The organism is Leifsonia sp. 1010 (assembly GCF_031455295.1).
Lineage (GTDB): Bacteria > Actinomycetota > Actinomycetes > Actinomycetales > Microbacteriaceae > Leifsonia.
On sequence record NZ_JAVDSL010000001.1, the window covers coordinates 2,035,264 to 2,052,599 of the forward strand.

At 65.3% G+C, this 17,336-nt stretch carries 13 protein-coding genes and 1 tRNA gene; 7 read left to right on the forward strand and 7 right to left on the reverse strand.

The window, feature by feature from the left end:
* Window positions 1-126 precede the first annotated feature (126 nt).
* The 3 genes from J2Y42_RS09820 (at window position 127) to J2Y42_RS09830 (ending at window position 4,714) form a co-directional block, all read left to right on the forward strand.
* The gene (locus J2Y42_RS09820) at window positions 127-2,568 is read left to right on the forward strand and encodes a glycosyltransferase family 2 protein (protein WP_309857507.1); all 2,442 of its coding nucleotides are present in this window, start codon (window positions 127-129) and stop codon (window positions 2,566-2,568) included.
* Window positions 2,568-4,175, forward strand: coding sequence for a carbohydrate-binding protein (locus tag J2Y42_RS09825; protein ID WP_309857509.1), 1,608 nt, complete (start codon window positions 2,568-2,570; stop codon window positions 4,173-4,175). Before J2Y42_RS09820 ends, J2Y42_RS09825 begins: the two co-directional genes overlap by 1 nt.
* A 465-nt stretch (window positions 4,176-4,640) precedes the next feature.
* Window positions 4,641-4,714: transfer RNA gene (locus tag J2Y42_RS09830), tRNA-Pro, on the forward strand.
* A gap of 1,137 nt (window positions 4,715-5,851) precedes the next feature.
* Here J2Y42_RS09830 and J2Y42_RS09835 read toward each other — a convergent pair.
* Window positions 5,852-7,297: a Shedu immune nuclease family protein gene (locus tag J2Y42_RS09835; protein WP_309857512.1), complete on the reverse strand. Its 1,446-nt coding sequence runs from the start codon at window positions 7,295-7,297 to the stop codon at window positions 5,852-5,854.
* A gap of 358 nt (window positions 7,298-7,655) precedes the next feature.
* On the opposite strand from J2Y42_RS09835, the gene J2Y42_RS09840 reads away from it, so the two are divergent.
* A complete protein-coding gene (locus J2Y42_RS09840) occupies window positions 7,656-8,366 on the forward strand; it encodes a hypothetical protein (protein ID WP_309857515.1) in 711 nt (236 codons plus the stop codon).
* A gap of 88 nt (window positions 8,367-8,454) precedes the next feature.
* Here the strand turns inward: J2Y42_RS09840 and J2Y42_RS09845 are convergent, their stop codons facing one another.
* Both J2Y42_RS09845 and J2Y42_RS09850 read right to left on the reverse strand, forming a co-directional pair.
* Window positions 8,455-9,114, reverse strand: a complete 660-nt coding sequence (locus tag J2Y42_RS09845; protein WP_309857518.1) for a hypothetical protein — start codon at window positions 9,112-9,114, stop codon at window positions 8,455-8,457.
* A 270-nt stretch (window positions 9,115-9,384) separates the two neighbouring features.
* Window positions 9,385-10,503: a hypothetical protein gene (locus J2Y42_RS09850; protein ID WP_309857521.1), complete on the reverse strand. Its 1,119-nt coding sequence runs from the start codon at window positions 10,501-10,503 to the stop codon at window positions 9,385-9,387.
* Window positions 10,504-11,143: 640 nt separating this feature from the next.
* Here J2Y42_RS09850 and J2Y42_RS09855 point away from each other — a divergent pair.
* A complete protein-coding gene (locus J2Y42_RS09855; protein WP_309857524.1) occupies window positions 11,144-12,205 on the forward strand; it encodes a serine/threonine-protein kinase in 1,062 nt (353 codons plus the stop codon).
* 227 nt (window positions 12,206-12,432) lie between these two features.
* On the opposite strand, the gene J2Y42_RS09860 is transcribed toward J2Y42_RS09855, so the two are convergent.
* The 3 genes from J2Y42_RS09860 to J2Y42_RS09870 all read right to left on the reverse strand — a co-directional run bounded on the left by J2Y42_RS09860 (window position 12,433) and on the right by J2Y42_RS09870 (window position 15,654).
* Window positions 12,433-15,036, reverse strand: a complete 2,604-nt coding sequence (locus J2Y42_RS09860; RefSeq protein WP_309857527.1) for a LuxR C-terminal-related transcriptional regulator — start codon at window positions 15,034-15,036, stop codon at window positions 12,433-12,435.
* Between the two features lie 94 nt (window positions 15,037-15,130).
* The gene (locus J2Y42_RS09865; protein ID WP_309857530.1) at window positions 15,131-15,376 is read right to left on the reverse strand and encodes a hypothetical protein; all 246 of its coding nucleotides are present in this window, start codon (window positions 15,374-15,376) and stop codon (window positions 15,131-15,133) included.
* The gene (locus J2Y42_RS09870; protein WP_309857533.1) at window positions 15,373-15,654 is read right to left on the reverse strand and encodes a DUF4242 domain-containing protein; all 282 of its coding nucleotides are present in this window, start codon (window positions 15,652-15,654) and stop codon (window positions 15,373-15,375) included. Before J2Y42_RS09870 ends, J2Y42_RS09865 begins: the two co-directional genes overlap by 4 nt.
* A 228-nt stretch (window positions 15,655-15,882) precedes the next feature.
* Between J2Y42_RS09870 and J2Y42_RS09875 the strand changes: the two genes are divergently transcribed.
* Window positions 15,883-16,455: an RNA 2'-phosphotransferase gene (locus J2Y42_RS09875; RefSeq protein WP_309857535.1), complete on the forward strand. Its 573-nt coding sequence runs from the start codon at window positions 15,883-15,885 to the stop codon at window positions 16,453-16,455.
* Between the two features lie 17 nt (window positions 16,456-16,472).
* Here the strand turns inward: J2Y42_RS09875 and J2Y42_RS09880 are convergent, their stop codons facing one another.
* A complete protein-coding gene (locus J2Y42_RS09880; RefSeq protein ID WP_309857538.1) occupies window positions 16,473-16,691 on the reverse strand; it encodes a hypothetical protein in 219 nt (72 codons plus the stop codon).
* Between the two features lie 102 nt (window positions 16,692-16,793).
* On the opposite strand from J2Y42_RS09880, the gene J2Y42_RS09885 reads away from it, so the two are divergent.
* Complete coding sequence (locus J2Y42_RS09885) at window positions 16,794-17,243, forward strand: GNAT family N-acetyltransferase (RefSeq protein WP_309857541.1); 450 nt, start codon at window positions 16,794-16,796, stop codon at window positions 17,241-17,243.
* The last annotated feature ends 93 nt before the right edge of the window (window positions 17,244-17,336 follow it).

Below are 17,336 nucleotides of genomic sequence, written 5' to 3' on the forward strand. Positions count from 1 at the left end.
AGGGGGCGACCCTAAGAGGGGTATTTGTACCCCGGATTGTCCTCACTAGTGTGGACAACTGGGAGCCACCCGACCGTGCCCACCCGAGGGCCGGGCTCCCGTCTTCTGAAGGACGCATACCCGATCATGAGTTCTACAACCGCATACACCCCTGCCCGAAAGCGCCAGCTCGGCTCCGAGAAGCGCACAGAACCGCTCCCGACGGTTCACCCCAAGCCCTCCGACCGGAAGATCACCTGGAGCCGCGTCGCCATCGTGCTGACCGTCCTCTTCTGGGCGATCTACGTGGTCACCACGATCATCCGCCAGTTCATCGACAGCGGCAGCCAGAACTTCCGTTTCACGATGGAGGCCATCGGCTACACGGTCGTCGTCACCTTCCTCACCTTCTCCGCCCTCATGTACCTGGTGGCCCGGCAGGGAGCGCTCCAGCGCTTCCAGAAGCACGTCCGCGTGCCGCGCGCCGAGCTCGACCGCCACTTCGCCGACAACCAGCCGTCGATCACCGTGCTCGTCCCGTCGTATGCCGAAGAGCCGGAGGTGGTGCGGATGACGCTGCTCTCCGCCGCCCTGCAGGAGTTCCCGTCCAAGCGGGTCGTGCTGCTCCTCGACGACAACCCCGACCCGAGCGACCCGGATGTTCGCGAGCGCCTCGACGCGACCCGCGACCTCGCGCACGACATCAGCGCAACCCTGGCCGAGCCGCGGTTCCGGTTCTCCGACGCGCTGATGCGCTACGAGCTCGGCGACACCGGCGTGTACGCGACCGACGAGGCCGCTGGGGAGCTCGCCGACCACTACCGCTGGGCCGCCCAGTGGCTGTACGCCCAGGCGGACGCCCACACGGTCGAGGACCACGTCGACGTCTTCTTCGCCGACCAGGTGCTCCGCGCTCTCGGCGACGACCTGGCGCTCACCGGCGAGGCCGTCTCGGCCGCGATCGCCGAGGGCGCCTCCCTCACCAGCAAACGCGTCGCGCAGTTGTACCGCCGCCTCTCGTGGACGTTCGACGCCGACCTCGCCGTCTTCGAGCGCAAGAAGTGGGCGTCCCTCTCCCACGAGGCGAACAAGGCGATGAACCTGAACGCCTACATCGGACTGATGGGCGGCACCTACCGCGTCGAGGAGACGCCGGAGGGACAGATCCTCACCCCGGTCGCCGCCGGCCAGCGCCGCCCCGGTGACATCGAGATCCCGGACAGCGACTTCCTGCTGACCCTGGATGCCGACTCCATCCTGCTGCGCGAGTACTGCCTCCGGCTCACCTACTTCCTGCAGCAGCCCGACAACGCCCGCGTCGCCGTGACCCAGACGCCGTACTCGTCGTTCCGCGGCGCCGGCACCCGCATCGAGCGTCTCGCCGGTGCGACCACCGACATCCAGCACATCCTGCACCAGGGCAAGTCGTACTACGGCGCGACGTTCTGGGTGGGCGCGAACGCGGTGATCCGCAAGGCCGCGCTCGACGACATCGTCGAGACCGAGTTCGTCGGCGGCTTCGAGGTGCGCCGCTACATCCAGGACCGCACCGTCATCGAGGACACCGAGTCGAGCATCGACCTCGGCACCCACGGCTGGACGCTGTCCAACTACCCGGAGCGCCTCAGCTACTCCGCGACCCCGCCGGACTTCGGTTCGCTGATCGTGCAGCGTCGCCGCTGGGCGAACGGCGGCCTGCTCATCCTCCCGAAGCTGTGGCGTCAGGTGAAGGAGCGAAAGCGCCGCGGCGAGACCGTCTCGCGCATCGAGCTGCTGCTGCGGGTCAACTACATGGCGTCGATCAGTTGGGCCAGCTTCGGCCTGATCTTCCTGCTGGCGTACCCGTACGACGGCCGGCTGCTCAGCCCGATGGTGCTCCTCGCCGCCCTGCCGTACTTCATCAGCCAGGCGGCCGACCTCCGCTACAGCGGGTACAAGGCCACCGACATCTTCCGGATCTACGGCTTCAACCTCATCCTGCTGCCGGTGAACCTGGCCGGGGTGCTGAAGTCGATCCAGCAGTCGCTGACCGGCAAGAAGATCCCGTTCGCCCGCACGCCGAAGGTCAAGAACCGCACCGCGTCGCCGCTGCTGTACGTGATCGCGCCGCTCGCGATCGTCGCCTTCTCGCTGTTCACGCTGTGGCGTGACGTCAACGCGCACAACTGGGGCAACGCCGCGTTCGCCGCGTTCAACGCCACCCTGGCGATCTGGGCGATCGTCGCCTACATCGGCATCTGGAACACCATCGTCGACATCTGGATCGGGATGACGAAGCCGCTGTACGTGGACAAGTCGCGCCGCCGTTCGACCGAAGAGGCCGCACCGCAGACCGCATCCATCGACTGGCGTTCGGTGCTCTATCACGGTCACGCGGGCGGTGAGGTGCCGCACCTCGCCCGGGTCGGCGCGGTCGTCGACGCCCGGACCGAGGACGCCGAGGTGTCGCGGTCGGGCTCGGAGGTCGCCGTCGATGGCGCTGCCGCGCACGCGGCGGAGGCGTCCGGCGCGGAGGGCTCCGAGGCGGCGGCCACCGCGAACGGATCCGCTCCGGCCGAATCCGTCTCGGGCGAGAGGCAGGCCGCCTGATGGCTCGCGCATCCCAGAAGGCCTCGGCGGACGCCGTCGAGCGCGCCCAGGCTCCCGAGTCCGCGGGCGGCCGCCGCCTGTCGCCGTGGCGTGTGATCGGCGCCGCCCTCGTCGCGATCGTGGTCGTGTCCGTCGGCGCGGTCGGCCTGCAGTGGTGGAGCGCCCGCGCGGCGGTCGACGCGAAGCCGTGGTTCGCCTCCTACGTGGATGTGACGGCGACGCCCCGGTTCGCGTTCGAGAACCTGGGCGGCACGACGACGAAGGACGCCGTCCTCTCGTTCGTCGTGTCGTCGCCGTCGGACCCGTGCGCGCCCAGCTGGGGCGGTGCCTACTCGCTCGACCAGGCTCGCGGATCCCTGGATCTGGACCGCCGCATCGCGCGCCTCCAGCAGCAGGGCGGCACCGTCGCGGTGTCGTTCGGCGGCCAGCGGAACGATGAGCTGGCTGTGAACTGCGTCGACGCGTCGGCGCTGAAGAACGCGTACGCGTCCGTCGTCGACCGTTACAAGATCGGCACGATCGACCTCGACCTCGAGGGCGGCGGACTCACCGACAAGGACGCCGCCGCTCGCCGCGCCGAGGCGATCGCCGCACTGCAGCAGGAGCGCCGTGCCGCGGGCAAGAGCCTCGCCGTGTGGCTGACCCTGCCGGTGGCGCCCACGGGCATGACCTCGGACGGCACGGATGCGATCGCCGCCATGCTGAAGGCGAAGGTCGACATCGCCGGCGTCAACGTGATGACCATGGATTTCGGCGACGCCAAGGACGCGAAGACCTCGATGGCGAAGGCCGCGGAGTCCGCCGTGTCCGCCGCGCAGCGCCAGCTCGGCATCCTCTACGACCGCGCGAAGCTGCACCAGAGCGACCCCAGCCTGTGGGCGAAGCTCGGCGCCACCCCGATGATCGGCCAGAACGACATCGAGGGCGAGGTGTTCTCTCTCGCGGACGCCGCCTCCTTCAACAGCTGGGCCGTGTCGAACGGCCTGGGACGGATGTCGATGTGGTCGGCGAACCGCGACAAGACCTGCGGGTCGAACTATGTGGATGTGACCGTCGTCTCGGACGCCTGCAGCGGCGTCGACCAGGGCAAGAAGTCGTTCGCGACCGTCCTGGCGAAGGGCTTCGACGGGCACATCGCGCTGGGTGAGGGCGCCGTCACGACGGCCGAGCCGACCTCCACGGCGACGGCGGACGACCCGGCCCACTCGCCCTACCCGGTGTGGGCATCGAAGAACTCGTACCTCAAGGGCACCAAGGTCGTCTGGCACCACAACGTGTACCAAGCGAAGTGGTGGACGAAGGGCGACGTTCCCGACAACCCCGTACTGAACGCGTGGGAGACGCCGTGGGAGCTCGTCGGCCCGGTGCTCCCGGGCGAGACGCCCATCCCGCAGCCGACCCTGCCCGCCGGAACGTACCCGACCTGGGCCGGCACCAGCGCCTACGACAAGGGTCAGCGGGTCCTCTTCGACGGGGTACCCTACGAGGCGAAGTGGTGGACCCAGGGCGACAGCCCCGAGGCCGCCAGCGCAAACCCCGACTCGTCGCCCTGGACCCCGCTCAGCCAGGACGAGGTCGACCAGATCATCGGCGGCTCCGGCCGCTGAACACAGCTCGGCGGCGGGACGCTGACTCCCCCCACTCGCGTCCCGTCGCCGACTCCTACCTGGACACCCGCTGCGGGGCGGGGCGGTCCGGGTGCCCGTCTGCACAGGTCTCCGGCCGGTGCGACGGCGCAGTGCCGGCGGGGATGCGTGTGCCTTCGGGTGGCGCACCGCATCCCTGCCGGCACGAAAGACAGGCGATGACGCTCCCGGCGGGGGCCGACACCGACGGTGACCATGACGTCCACCGCTACAGCGACACCGACTCCGGCCATCGCCTCGCCCGACGACCCGCTCGACGCGCAGACTGCGTGGACGTCATCTGTCACCTCGGCGGCACCCTGGGCTCGCCGAAGCTGATCGACTGGGGCGACGAAGGACATCTGACCCGGCGTGCGCGGGGCACCTCTCCGACACGGTAGGATGGTCGAGTTGCCCCGCGCGGAGCCTCGGTTCCGGCGGCGACAACGGGCTGTGGCGCAGCTTGGTAGCGCACTTGACTGGGGGTCAAGGGGTCGCAGGTTCAAATCCTGTCAGCCCGACGCAGTGGGCCGTTTACGAAACTGTTTACGGAACCGAGCTCAAAACGAAATCGCCCCGGGCATTTGTCCGGGGCGATTGTCGTTTTTGGTTGGTGTTGCCGATAGATCGCACTGATCCGCGGCTCAGTGGGACGTTTGCGCAGATTAGGGCGTACGCGGGTGTTTTCGGGCATGCTGGCGCTGTCTGCAAGCAGGGTGGTTGCGCTCTCGAGCGGTGTTGCCGAGGGTGCCGGAGCTACTCCAGCGGAGGGGGCCCTCCGGTCCCATCACCGACGTTAGGGCGTCCTTTCTTGGTGGAAGGGCGGACGACCTCGGGGGATATGACCCGGTGTAAGGGTTGTGGTGCTCGCGGTCGCGCTTGCGAACCTTAAGCTCGCTCGGATCCTTGGGGCCTCCGGTCGCTTCTTCATGGATAGCGTCGTCGATGAAGCTGAGGATCTTGCGGATGTTGAAGGCCGTCACGATCATCGTCATCATCACCTAGGCGGCAGCGAAGCCGCGGACAGGTCGTCTGGTCGAGTCGTGCAGGTTGTGGCCGCCGCCACCCTTGATCTGGGAGTTCAGAGATTCGATCGAGTTCCGCGCGTGACGGTGGAAGTTCTCCCGTTCTTCCGTTCCGAAGGGGAATGCTCGGGCCTCGCGGCGCAGACCGGCGGGGTCGAACGAAGCGCTATGCCTTCACAGAAGCGTCGAGCGACGTCATTCTCGAGACTCAGGGAAGTCGAATCCCACAACTGCGCGCCGAAGCTGGACCGAGCGCGAGCGAGTCCATAGAGGGTGTCGACGAACTCGTAACGATGGCGACCGATGGGACAACTTTCGTGATGCGTTGGCCGGCATCGGCTCAGGTGTCCGTCCGCTGAGCATCAATATGCTGCCGTTCACCTTGCAGACTGACCTTCAGCGTGTCAACGAATGGACAAACGTAAAGTACGTGCTCCTCCAACCAACGTTCCGCGTTGGAGAGGCTGAGCATGGTGACAAAACCCTCGTGACGGCCGACGCCGCAGGGACTGTTAGCTTGCTGGATGCGCTACTGGTCGAGGCGGTCCCAGGGCCGCCGTATGTTCGGGTGTTAGGCACCCGTGAAGTCGTCCGATCCGGCCGGCCAGGCGTTATGGATCAGGGGCTGGATCGTTAGGTTGGGCGCGAGTTCCGCTGCTTGTCGCTGACCGCATCGGCAGGGCTCGTGTCCGGCGCATCCTGGGCGTCACCATTCTCTCCGTTTCGTACGAGGTCGCGAAGCTGAATGAGCTTGGCCAGCACCTCGTCGTACGTGACGACGGTGACGACCATCGAGTTTCCCCGAAACATCTCGAAGGACTTCTTCTCTGCTTCTCCCTCCGGAGTCGTGCCGGCGATCAGAAATGCCTTCACCGCGAACGTTTCGATTGCCAGTTCCCTATTGTCGGAGCGAATCGAGTCGATCTTCGTTTGCAGTCGATATCGCTGATCAAGTACCTGAACGATCGACGAGGTGAGTTCGGCGCTCGGGCCGTGTACCTCTCCTCGATATTGTCGCTGTTGGACCATGGCAGTTCGTGGCTTCTTGATCTCGACGAGAGCGACGTTGTTCGTGAGCGGGTTCTTCGCCAGAAAGTCGGCGACTTTCGTGCCGCCACCGTCCAGCCTGGTTCCCCCTACTGAAGCCTGGTCTTGGACAATTGTGACTGGGTAGCCGAGCGCCATGTGAAGCGCGAACGGATTCTCAACGAAGAACTTTTGCCAGAACGGCTCCGATTTCCCTTCATCCAATGCTGCAGAGAAGCTTTGGATGAGCGAGTCAAGGGTGAGCATCTCGAGGTCACTTCGGAGCTTTCCAAGGCGGTCCGGGCGCTCGGTGGCGATCCGTGCACTTTCCGACATCGCCGCTTCGACCAGCGCGTCGATCGCCGACTCGTCCAAAACAGCTCCTCCAGCTGCTTCGTCGACGAATTGCTGCACGTGCGGGTGTCGACCGCGTTTGATCGGTACCTGGTCATCTCCCGTGAACTCGGCAATCGCGTTATGCACCCACGCTTCACGGACTCGAAGGCTCGCCGAGTTAGCTCGCGCCTTGATTCGGTCGATCTCTGACCGGATACGTTCAAAGTCGTCCGGACTGATCCGAAAGTTGAAACCGTCCAACTTGGTTTCAACGTCGAAGATCAGCGTTTTGGCATCGGAGACCTTCTCGATGGTCGAGATGATCATTTTGTAGTCCTTCGGAAGACCGAGCCCGAACTGGTAGTGGCGACTCAATCCGCGCGGCAACTCATCGAAAACACTGGCGAGGTCTGCGTCGCTAGAGAACTCCGAAAGCGAGTACTTGTCGGCACGGAAAGGCACGACAATTGTTCGTATCTTGTCGTACTTCGGCGCGAGAAAAAGTCCTTCCGACGCGAAGGTGTTCAAGGGCGTGATGGTGAGCGTGGCGGCGTTGAAATCGAGCACCGCAATCGTGTGGCGGCTACCTGGTTCGAGTTTCGCTCTTTCCAACGCTGACTTCAGTGGTCGAAGTGAGAACGTGACCGTTCTCGCCGGCTCGTCCACTAGCACATCGAGTTGCCCGGCGTCCTCATTCACATAACCGAAATCAGCCATAGCGTGTGACCCCCTCGCCTGAATCTATCGGTTGCTTTTTCGACCGGGTAAGCAGACGGGACAGGGAGCCCTGTCCCGTCCCGGTCGCCGTCTCAGGCCGGTCGAGCACATTTCTGCCAGTGCCGCGAGCAGCGACGCTTTTCGGCCAGGCCTCCAAGCCGAAGAAGGACGCCGACCCGCACCGGCTCGCGGCCTGTTCCCGTGGATACGCCGCTACGACAGCGAAGGCCGATTAGTACTCGGCAAACTGCCGGATTGTGGCGCATTCCCTTGAACCTCGGAGCGGCCTCAGAGGGGGAGGGAGCGACGCTAATTTGCGGAGCCGAACCGCGGTACCAGGACGTCCTAGACTCGCCGGGTGACATTCAGCGAAGAGGTTGCCGCGTTCAAGAAGGCTTGGGAGGACGCCGAGGCCGGCGCCGTGCGACAGCGCGTTGAGGCAGGCGAAGCTCACCAGGCGGCTCGGGCTGCGTTTGACGAGGAGATTGCCGACCTGTGGCGGTCGGCCCAGGAGTACTGGGGAGCAAACGCGCGTCGCATGAACGCTGCGGAGATCCAATACATCGCCGACGGGACATACTCCGGTCCGACCGATGAGACAGCCACTCTCCCGTTCCCTCGTATCGACACCTGGCAAGCGCCACACACCGATCTCGCCATTGTCGATGCCGATGGGAATCTAGTGCAGGTGCGCCGTGGATGGGACGAAGGCGACCGAATCTTCTCCGCCTTCGAAGAGGGCATCGACGTGAGCGGCTGGTTCGCGCTGGCCGCACCTGGGGAGCTTCGGGTAATCCGTAACGACAACGAGGATGGTGGAAAGTACCGATACGAGACGGTCTCCGGTCACGGGGCCCGGCCAGTCCTTGGTGACCCCACCATTCCTGCGTACTGCGTCCTGCTCTACGGACGCAAGAACAGCATGCCGGAGGTCGCGGTCCGGCGTACTGTTGACCAGCCCGCGGAGATTTGGACACGTACCGGGATGACCTCGTTCACTCGGAAAGGCTCGCTCCGCGAGTACGTGGTTGCCGCCGTCGCGAAGCTCCCGCTCGGCAACGAGAGCTGAGAGACCGGCAGTTGGCCGTGAGGCGACGTGGACGTTCGGCATCCGTGCGGGATTCGCGGCAATGCATCCGGACTGTGGATGCTGCCGTTCAGCGGTGCCCTTGACTTCCCGGCCCTGTCTGATGATCTGCCGGCTTTGTCGGTGAGGTCGTCAGCAATCGCTCAATGATGTCATCGACCTGTTGCTTTCGCTTGGCTGCCAACTCATCGGCTCTGCGCTGGATCTCCGTCTCTACGCTTCGAGGCTCGTCGACCCACTTCCCGACTAATTCTCTTAGGCCCTGTCGAACGGCGCTAACTCTGATAAAATCGGTGGGCGCGCGAGTTGTGTCGTTCGATTTGTACACGAGTTCATGGGTCTGGTCCGCAACGACTTCGAGAAGCTCGCGCCCTCGGTTGTTTCTGGTGAGGCCGACCGTGTGCCTCGCTTCAGCTATCGCTTCGTCGTAGGAGCGCTTCTCGTCATCCCTCATGGCCCGCGCGAGGACTGCTAGATCGATTGCCTTGATTAGCGCCGCCCCTTCCGACCGGCGTTCAAGCCGAAGCGCTTCGCTTAGTTGGGCCTTCAGGGCCTGCCTCTGCAAGCTCGCAGAATTGCGCAACGTCGCGAGAGTGACTTTGCGCGCACTCCGCGTCGCGGCCACAATGGTGACCGCAGTCACCGTCCCGGTCACGAACAGATTGGCGAGCAACTCCCAAAACGGAAAGCTGTCCTGGTATGACGCGCACACCCCCGGCCAGAAGAGCATGCATTGTTCCATGCTCAGCACGATAGCGAAGGGTGCCGGTGACACGTGAGTGAGTCGGGAAGGATGGGCCGGCATGTGCATCGCGATGGCACTGGAGCGCCCCAGCCGTCTGGATTGATTGCTTCGCGTCGGCGCTCGGGGGCAAGATCTGCTGGGCGCAGCAAGGCGACAGTGAGTGAGCCTTCGCAGCCGAACGTATTCATCGCCGACATAGGGTCGTGCGTGCGACACCAGCGCTTCGGAGTTCAAGTAGCCGTGGAGGCGTGGACCCTAGACGTAGCGATTCACTGGGTCATATCGACCGTCGACGATCTCAATCCGGTCAATTGTGAAATCCCAATCGCTCAGGTCCGGAGCGTCGGCCGAAATGTACGCAATCGCCTCAACATCTTGTTCTTCCTCTAGGTCTGAATCCACCGTTTCGCTTCGGTAATCCCACCGTACATACTCGATGGCGACGTCAAGCCGAATCTTGGCTGTAGCAGTAGCCGAACGCTCTTTGAGGGAGATCTCCACGTTATCTACGCTGTCGACAGCACTCACGCGAACCACCGAAAACTCGGGCACATGCGTGAGATCACGACGAGGATTGAACAAGAGGTTCTCGCCCGACAACGCGTAGGCGCGCAATGCTCCGCCATCCTGGTCAACGTAGGTGAGTGCACTCTCAACGCTTTCTTTGAGAGCCTCGGCCGCCACATCCGAGCCCTTCCTCAGCTTGATGAGCTCGTTTCGAACGCTCCATAGGTCCCGCAGGATGATTGGCGAAGGTCCGTGTCTGAAGTGGGTACGAGCGTCCTGGTCGCCGGAGGCGAGAACCACACGATGCAGTTGGTCGCCTGCGGCATGCGCGACGAGTCGAAAAGACGCACTGTCGGCGGCTCCTGTCTTCACTCGGGCACCAGACTGCGGCTTGGTTCGCCCCGGTCCCGTACGCAACACCTGGTCACGTAAGCCTAGAACCGCGGCATCGGGATGCTCACTGAGTTCAAGGATCCGAATCGCTGGCGAGTCATCATCCAGGTAAATGTCCTGTAGTCCATCACTGAGCGTTTCCATAACGTCGTCGACGCTCTGTTCGAACGACGGCGCCACATCGAACCCAGAGATTCCAGCGTCTTCCAGCTCCCTCTGCCTCGAACGAAACTCATCTCTTGTTCGGACAGCCAAATCGTAAGCGTGATCGGCCCACTCCCATAAGACTGGTTCCGGGACCCAAACCTCGATTTGCAGTTCCTGCGCACTAATGGTCGCGGCAAGATCCTCAATCTGGCGGAAGCTGATCCGGCCACTAGCAGCGGCATTCGTGTCGATCGCAATCGCTATAACGTCGTCGGGCAGCTTGTGCGTCGCATCTGCCGCCGTGGTCGCCTCGCGTCCTCTAGACATGCTTCTCCTCACCCGCCGGCGACGAGTCTATGGCTGGGCTAGGTGGGGAACGATAGCGGACACGGCATGAACGCTATTGGTAGCCCAGTCTGATCATCGCCTCAGATCCGGCGCCTGTTATCGACCTGCGTCGCCGGGCCCCAGTAATATTCAAGTTACGGAGGCGTCGACTGCTGGGTGAGGGGGACGATTTGAGAATCGTCGGCATCAAGAATGCTAAGGACTCCATCGGTTGGGTGATCGTCGAAGGGGGTAGTCGTGCTGAAGCGATTGTGCTTGCCCAGTCCGAGGCCAGCGCACCAATCGGCGACAGGGCCGGACAACTAGCCTGGGTCCGGCGCGAGGTGTTAGAGATCCTTGCGCGGCACCCGGTCGAACGAGCCGCGATCCGCCTAGCGGAGGCGGGACAATCGGGGGTGCCGAACTTCGCACGCGCCGAGTTGGACGGTGTTGTGCAGGCCGCCCTTGGCGAAGTCGGCATACCCACTCGCGGATTCAAGAGCGCGACGGTCAGAGGCGCTTACGGTCGGTCAAAGGCCGACGCGGAAGCTGCTCAGGCTCGAGTGGCCTGCATTAGCAAGACCGCTAAGGTGCGCAGGGACCAACTGGTGGTAGCCCTAGCGCTCTTGCCAGAGACGCTGTGAGCTACCGCCCTATTCGCGTCCTCGGTGCCGGACACTTCGGGACGGTAAGACTGGAGTACGACGAAGCTCTAGGGCGATACTGCGCTGCAAAGTACCTGAACCCGCAGTACCTACCTCCCAGCGTCGCTATCCATGCGGAGGCGCAAGCGATGATCGCGGCCAAACACGAGAATGTCGTCGAGGTCTATTCGGCGGATGAGGTTGCCCAGACGATAGCAGGAGGGCACACCGTCACATTTCCGGTGATCCGAATGGAATACCTGGAGCGTGGGAGCATTGAGGACATTAACCACGGCGCGATGCTGGGAATAGGTAACGCACTTCGGGCTATCGAGGATGCTTGCCGAGGCGTCGAGCATCTTCATTCGCGTGGTCTACTACACCGCGACATAAAGCCTGGAAATCTAATGATGGACTCGGCCGGCCGAGTGAAGGTGAGTGATTTCGGCCTCTCGAGCAAGCAAGGCGCGGCCACAGCGATGCCGCCGTGGAGCTACACCGTGCATGTACCTCCAGAAAGCGTCAATACGGGAAACGGTATTGAGTCCGCTCTCGGAGACGTCTACGCATTGGGTGTCACGGCGTATCGGCTGCTCAATGGAGACGAAGGGTTTCGCAACTCATTGCTTCAGGGTGAAGCGCTGAAGGCAGCGATTATCGATGGCACGTTTCCTGACCGAAACGGATGGGCGCCGCACATCCATTTGAGTCTCCGGAAAGCGGTCATTAAGGCAATGAGCCCCATCCCATCGTCACGATTTCAGTCAGCTGTGGATTTCCGTCATGCGCTCGAACGCGCCCGCCCGCGAGTTGATTGGGTGCCCGGCCCGGACGGCGCTGGAATCGTCTGTAACGGAGTGGACGTCCTTTCCAACAACGAGTGGTCAGCCAGGATCAGCGAAGTTTCGCCCGCTGAGTGGTCGTTCGCTTTAAAGAAGAGGGTCCCTGGTGGTGATTGGCGAAGAGTCAACCGAGAAGGTGTAGGACCGGTCCCCCTGGCGGCGGTGCGGGCTCATGCCGCCGGTGTCCTGGGACGCATAGCTGTAGAAGGCAGGTGACGGTGTCCTTCTCCCAGACGATGGGTCCAGTGAAAATCAGAGGAAAAACGGTCATCCTTCGGAGGAAAGTGCTACCGGGCCCAAGTCGTGATGATTCATACCGCGGGGTTCTGTGAACGGCCCACGCAGTGAAAAAGCCGGCGGGCACGAGGTCGCTTCGCGACCGACGTGCCCACCGGCTTTTGCACTGCTCGCTGCTGTCTATCGGGTCCCCGCGCGGAGCGCGGTCAGACCAGCCCCAACTCGCCCGCTGCCCTCACAACCTCGCGGCGGCTGGAGACTCCGAGCTTGCCGAGCACGGCCGAGACGTGGTGGTCGGCCGTCTTGGGGGAGATGTAGAGGCGCTCGGCGAGTTCCCCGTTCGTGAAGCCTTGGGCGATGAGACGTGCCACGTCGAGTTGACGGTTCGTGAGCCCGGCCGGGTTGCTTCGCGTCGTCTTCCGCGCCGGCGCAGGAATGGACCGGATTCCGCGTTCGAGCAGCATGGCGCGCGCCCGGGCTGCCGTCGCGTCGACGTGCAACTGGTGGAGGCGCGCAAGAGCGGCAACCGCCACCTCGGGGGACTCGTCGTGCACGCCCGCCAGGGCGGCGTCGAAGGGGGCTCCGATTCGGAGCCAGGCCTGCGCCGCATCGCTGTGGCGGCCCTCGAGCTCCAGCCGATAGGGGTCGGCGACCTGGTCTGCGTTGCGGCGCACGCCGAGCCTGTCGAGCCAGACGAGGAGATCGCCGATGGCCCACGCGTTGCCCGGTCGAGAATCGGCAGCCGCGATGAAAGCCGGCGCTTCGTCGAGCAGGGATTCCGGGTCGCCCGTGAGCCAGGCACGCTCGGCGTGGGCGGAGAGCACGGCGAGCAGCACCGGTGCCTCGCCGATCTCGTTCGCGTACGCCCACGCGAGTTCCAGGTGGCGGTCGATCACCGTCCGGTCGCCGCCCTGGCGCATGGCGAGGAGCGCGGACAGGATGTGCGGCCAGATGAGAGCGAGTGGCGCGCCGTGTCCCTCGAGAACGGTGTCCGCATCCTCCGCCGACGCGGTCCAGCGTCCCCGGATGAAATGCAGCCGGGCGCGCATCCCGGTCTGCCACTGGTTGCAGATCGGGATGTCGCGCGTGATCGTGACGGGGATGGACTCGGCCAGTACCGCCTCCGCTTCGGCGAGGCGTCGATGCTCGATGTCGATCGCCGACAGGTTGGAGTGCGCGGTCGTCCCGATCTCGTCGAGGGAGACCTGGAACGCCGCGGCCGCCTGCATGAGAAGGCGGGCGCGGCTCGCCACCGAGCCTTCGAGCAGATCCGACGCCGCCTCCGTGATCTCGATCCGACGGCGGGCGGCATCCGCGGCGTCATCCGCATCGTGCACGAGCCGACGGGCGGTGGATGCGATCGTGCGCGCCGTGTCGACGTCCTGCCGGCGGTAGGCGAGATAAGCGCGTGTGGCCTGCGCGGAGGCGGCAGCGGCGGCTCCACCGCCGGCGTGCGCGGCGAGGTCCGCCTGTTCCTCTGCCTCTCGGCGTCTCGCTGAGTAGTACTCGATGATTGCGCGACGCTCGTGCGCGGCGGCGACGCCGTCAGGGTCGGCGAGTCGTTCGCGGAGGTCGAGGGCGGCGCGGGCGGAGTCGCGTGCATCGGCGAGGCGGCCGACCATGTACTGCTCCTCGCTCAGCGCGGCGAGCAGCTCCGCACGTTCGACGGAGTCGCCGGTCAACTGCTCTAGGGCGAGCGCGAGGAAGGCGACCGCTTCGGAATGGGCTCCCGCCCGGGTCGCCTCCCCGGCGGCGAGGCGAGCGTAACGGAGGGTGCGGTCCGGGTCTGCTGCGCTGACGGCATGATGCGTCAGCACCGCATGATCGGTCGACCGGACGGCTTCGAAGGCGTCGAGCAGACGCTCGTGCAGGAGCCGGCCGACGGCCTCCGGCGTTCCGTCCACGATGGCGAGACGAGCGAGCTCATGCCGAAAGGCGATGCCACGGCGCGTGCGCACGAGCAGGCCGCTCGACTCCACACGGCGAAGGGTCGGAACATCGATGCCGAGGCTTGGAAGGAGGCGGTCGTCGAGGGCGTCGGGAGCGGCGGCGATGAGCTGGAGGACCTCCACGTCCTCGGCGGCCAGCCCGAACGTGCTCGCGATGACGGCGTCGCGCACGGTCCGCGGCATCCGCTCGCCCGGGTGCCGTGCGATCTCGGTGACGAAGAAGGGATTGCCGCCCGTGACCTCGTGGACGCGCACGGCATCCAGCCCGTCGTCTGCCAGGACGGCGCGGACCCCGTCGACCGAGAGCGGGCGCACGGCGATGTGTGCGGAATGGTCGCTGCGCGCGATCTCGCCGAGAAGCGGGAGCAGCGGATGACCGAAGCCGACATCCGCCTCGCCGTCCCGGTAGCTCAGGATGAGCAGAAGCGGGAGCCGGTCGATCCTTCGGGTGACGAACCGCAGCACCTCCACCGATCCGGCGTCGATCCACTGGGCGTCCTCGATCACGACGACGGTCGGCTGCTCGCCGACATGGTCGAGGAATCGACGCTCGACCGCCGACGGGTCGTCGAGGTTCGACCGGGAGAGTCCGTCGAGGTCCGCCAGGATGTCGCGGATCGGTCCGAGCGGCCGTGGCGTGCCGAGCGGGTCGCATAATCCGCGAAGCACTCTCGGCCCGTCACCGCCCAGTACGGCACTGACACTGGGTGGTCCGTCGTCACCGCCGAGGACGGCGGCGAGCAGGGCCGTCTTGCCCGATCCGGCGTCGCCGGTGAGCGTGACGACCCGGCCGGCCTCGTACAGCCCGGCGAGTTCTCTGCGCAGCGCTTCGGCCTCGAGGCCGCGCTCGAACAGCCCCATGGCAGCATGGTAGACGCCATGGGGCTGTTGCGGGCCGGTCGCTTTCGCGAGCGCATCGCTTCTCGAGGGCCGGGTGGCAGCGCGCACGAGCGCCTCAGAGCAGCTGGTGCGCGATGAGGACGCGTGCCCGCTCCGCGCTCGCTCTGAGCGCGTCGCGTGCGCGGTCTTCTCGGTGCAGCATTCCGGCCGTCTCGTGCGTCATCAGCGGACGGGAGGGACGCAGGGCCCTGACCCGCTCGCGCAGGACGCGGCCGAGCGGGACGCGCATCCCGCCGGGGCTGACCGGACGGTGCTCGATGCGAGCGCCAGACGATGCGAAAGCCGGCGTCGCGGTGTTCACGCGGCGTCCTCCGCTGTCTGCGGGCCGAACTCGGTGACGACCTCGGCGACCAGGTTCGCCGGGAAGCCGCCGCGCCGGGCGTGTTCGCGAACCAGTTCGGCGCTGTCGGCGGCGTGCAGGCAGTAGAGCTTGTCGCCGGCGACGTATGTCGTGATCCACCGATACGGGACGCCGAGGGACTCGACCGCGGCGTTCGAGGTGCACGCGATCTCGACGAGCTCGTCGTGGCTGAGGCTCGAGGCGCCGGGCACTTCGCGTTCGATGAGGAAGGTTTTCATGAGGGATCCGTTTCTCTTGGACCGGTGTTCACCGGAGTGGATCCATGCTCATGCGCGCCGCCCTGCTGTCACATCGGAGGTGGTTCCCTATGTTCCGGGGGCCGCATCCCTATCTTCCGCAGGCAGATCGGCCGCGGGGGCCCGGGCGACCTGATGAAGTCGCCGCGGCTTGGCGGTACGGTGAGGGGCCGCCTCGATGGAGGCGAACGTCGGGGAGGGGTCATATCGGTGTTCAGCGAAACGCAACTGAGTCGGGCGGTGACCCACGCATTGCGTCACGCGCCGGGCGAGTACGGGCTTTCCGTGGACCCCGATGGCTGGGTGGAGATGCGGTCCTTGGTGAACGCGCTGAGGGCGGGCGGCTTCGACGGCCTGACGGAGGACGCGGTCCTTCGGATGATCGCGAACTCTTCGAAGGTTCGGCACGAAGTCCTGGGCGACCGGATTCGCGCAACCTACGGTCATTCGATCTCGATTGCGGATGATCTCGTCAACCAGGAACCGCCGCTGGAACTGTTCCACGGAACTGTCGCCGAGGCCGTCAGCAGCATCCTGGAAATCGGAATCCTGCCGATGCAACGCCAGCATGTGCACCTGTCGCCTGATCCAGCAACGGCGTACGAGGTTGCTCGTCGGCACGGGCCGGATACGGTGCTGCTGAGCGTTCGAAGCCGCGAAGCGTTCGAGGCCGGTGTTCGATTCCAGCGGCGTGGAGAACTCATATGGATTGCCGACGCGATACCGCCGACATTCGTCACTCGGGCGCGGGGCGGTCTCCGCTCAGGGAACGAAGCCGGATGATTCCGTCGGTCACGCCCCTACGACGCCTGCTCCCGCATCACCTGCCGCAACGCCCTTCGCAGTTGCGCCTCGATGACGCGGGCCTGTTGGGCCGTCACGTTCTCGTTCTGGCTGCGGCGCTCGGATCCGGCGCAGCGGTCGCCGCTTCCGGTGAAGTGGATCGCCGTCCGGCCGTCCGCGAGCACCGGCTGCTGCTCGCCGCAGTGTGCGCATTCCCTGAACGTGAACGAGGTCATGAGACCACGCTACGGAGAGGGTATTTCGGCAGCGTTGCGCGCTGAAGAAGAGACGATGACGGGGGTGGGCCGTATGTCGGTGGATCGCGCTACCGTCCACCCATGGACCTGCGCATCGAAGAGCTGTCGACGTCGAACCTGCGCGGGCTGCGCGACCTGCGGCTCGCGCCCGGCCAGGAACGGTTCGTCGCGCCGGTCCTCGAGTCGATCGCCGAGGCCTATGTGACGCCGACGGCGTGGCCGCGCGCGATCGTCGGCGACGGCGAGGTGGTCGGTTTCGTGATGGCGAACTGGGACCCGGACAGCGAGCTGGAGGCGTTCCGCGCGGGCATCTGGCGGCTCAACGTCGACGAGAAGGCGCAAGGCCGCGGAGTCGGTCGGTTCGCCGTGAATGAGGTCGCCGCGGAGGCCCGGCGGCGCGGCATCTCCCGCATCACCGTGCTCTGGGAGCGGGGCGAAGGCGGCCCTGAAGCCTTCTACCTCGCCTGTGGGTTCGTCCCGACCGGGGAGGAGCTGTTCGGCGAGGTCGTCGGTGCGCTCGAGGTGGGCTGAGGCCGCCGGGGCAGCCTGCTGAACGTTCGCTCGGAAGCAGCGCCGATCTCTTCTCCCCGCTCCGTCAGCGATATATCGTTGACTATCGCTACC

Coding starts and splice junctions, on each gene's coding strand:
- J2Y42_RS09820 (WP_309857507.1), top strand. CDS start 127: ATGAGTTCTACAACCGCATACACCCCTGCCCGAAAGCGCCAGCTCGGC.
- J2Y42_RS09825 (WP_309857509.1), top strand. CDS start 2,568: ATGGCTCGCGCATCCCAGAAGGCCTCGGCGGACGCCGTCGAGCGCGCC.
- J2Y42_RS09835 (WP_309857512.1), bottom strand. CDS start 7,297: ATGGCTGATTTCGGTTATGTGAATGAGGACGCCGGGCAACTCGATGTG.
- J2Y42_RS09845 (WP_309857518.1), bottom strand. CDS start 9,114: ATGCTCTTCTGGCCGGGGGTGTGCGCGTCATACCAGGACAGCTTTCCG.
- J2Y42_RS09850 (WP_309857521.1), bottom strand. CDS start 10,503: ATGTCTAGAGGACGCGAGGCGACCACGGCGGCAGATGCGACGCACAAG.
- J2Y42_RS09860 (WP_309857527.1), bottom strand. CDS start 15,036: ATGGGGCTGTTCGAGCGCGGCCTCGAGGCCGAAGCGCTGCGCAGAGAA.
- J2Y42_RS09870 (WP_309857533.1), bottom strand. CDS start 15,654: ATGAAAACCTTCCTCATCGAACGCGAAGTGCCCGGCGCCTCGAGCCTC.
- J2Y42_RS09880 (WP_309857538.1), bottom strand. CDS start 16,691: ATGACCTCGTTCACGTTCAGGGAATGCGCACACTGCGGCGAGCAGCAG.
- J2Y42_RS09885 (WP_309857541.1), top strand. CDS start 16,794: ATGGACCTGCGCATCGAAGAGCTGTCGACGTCGAACCTGCGCGGGCTG.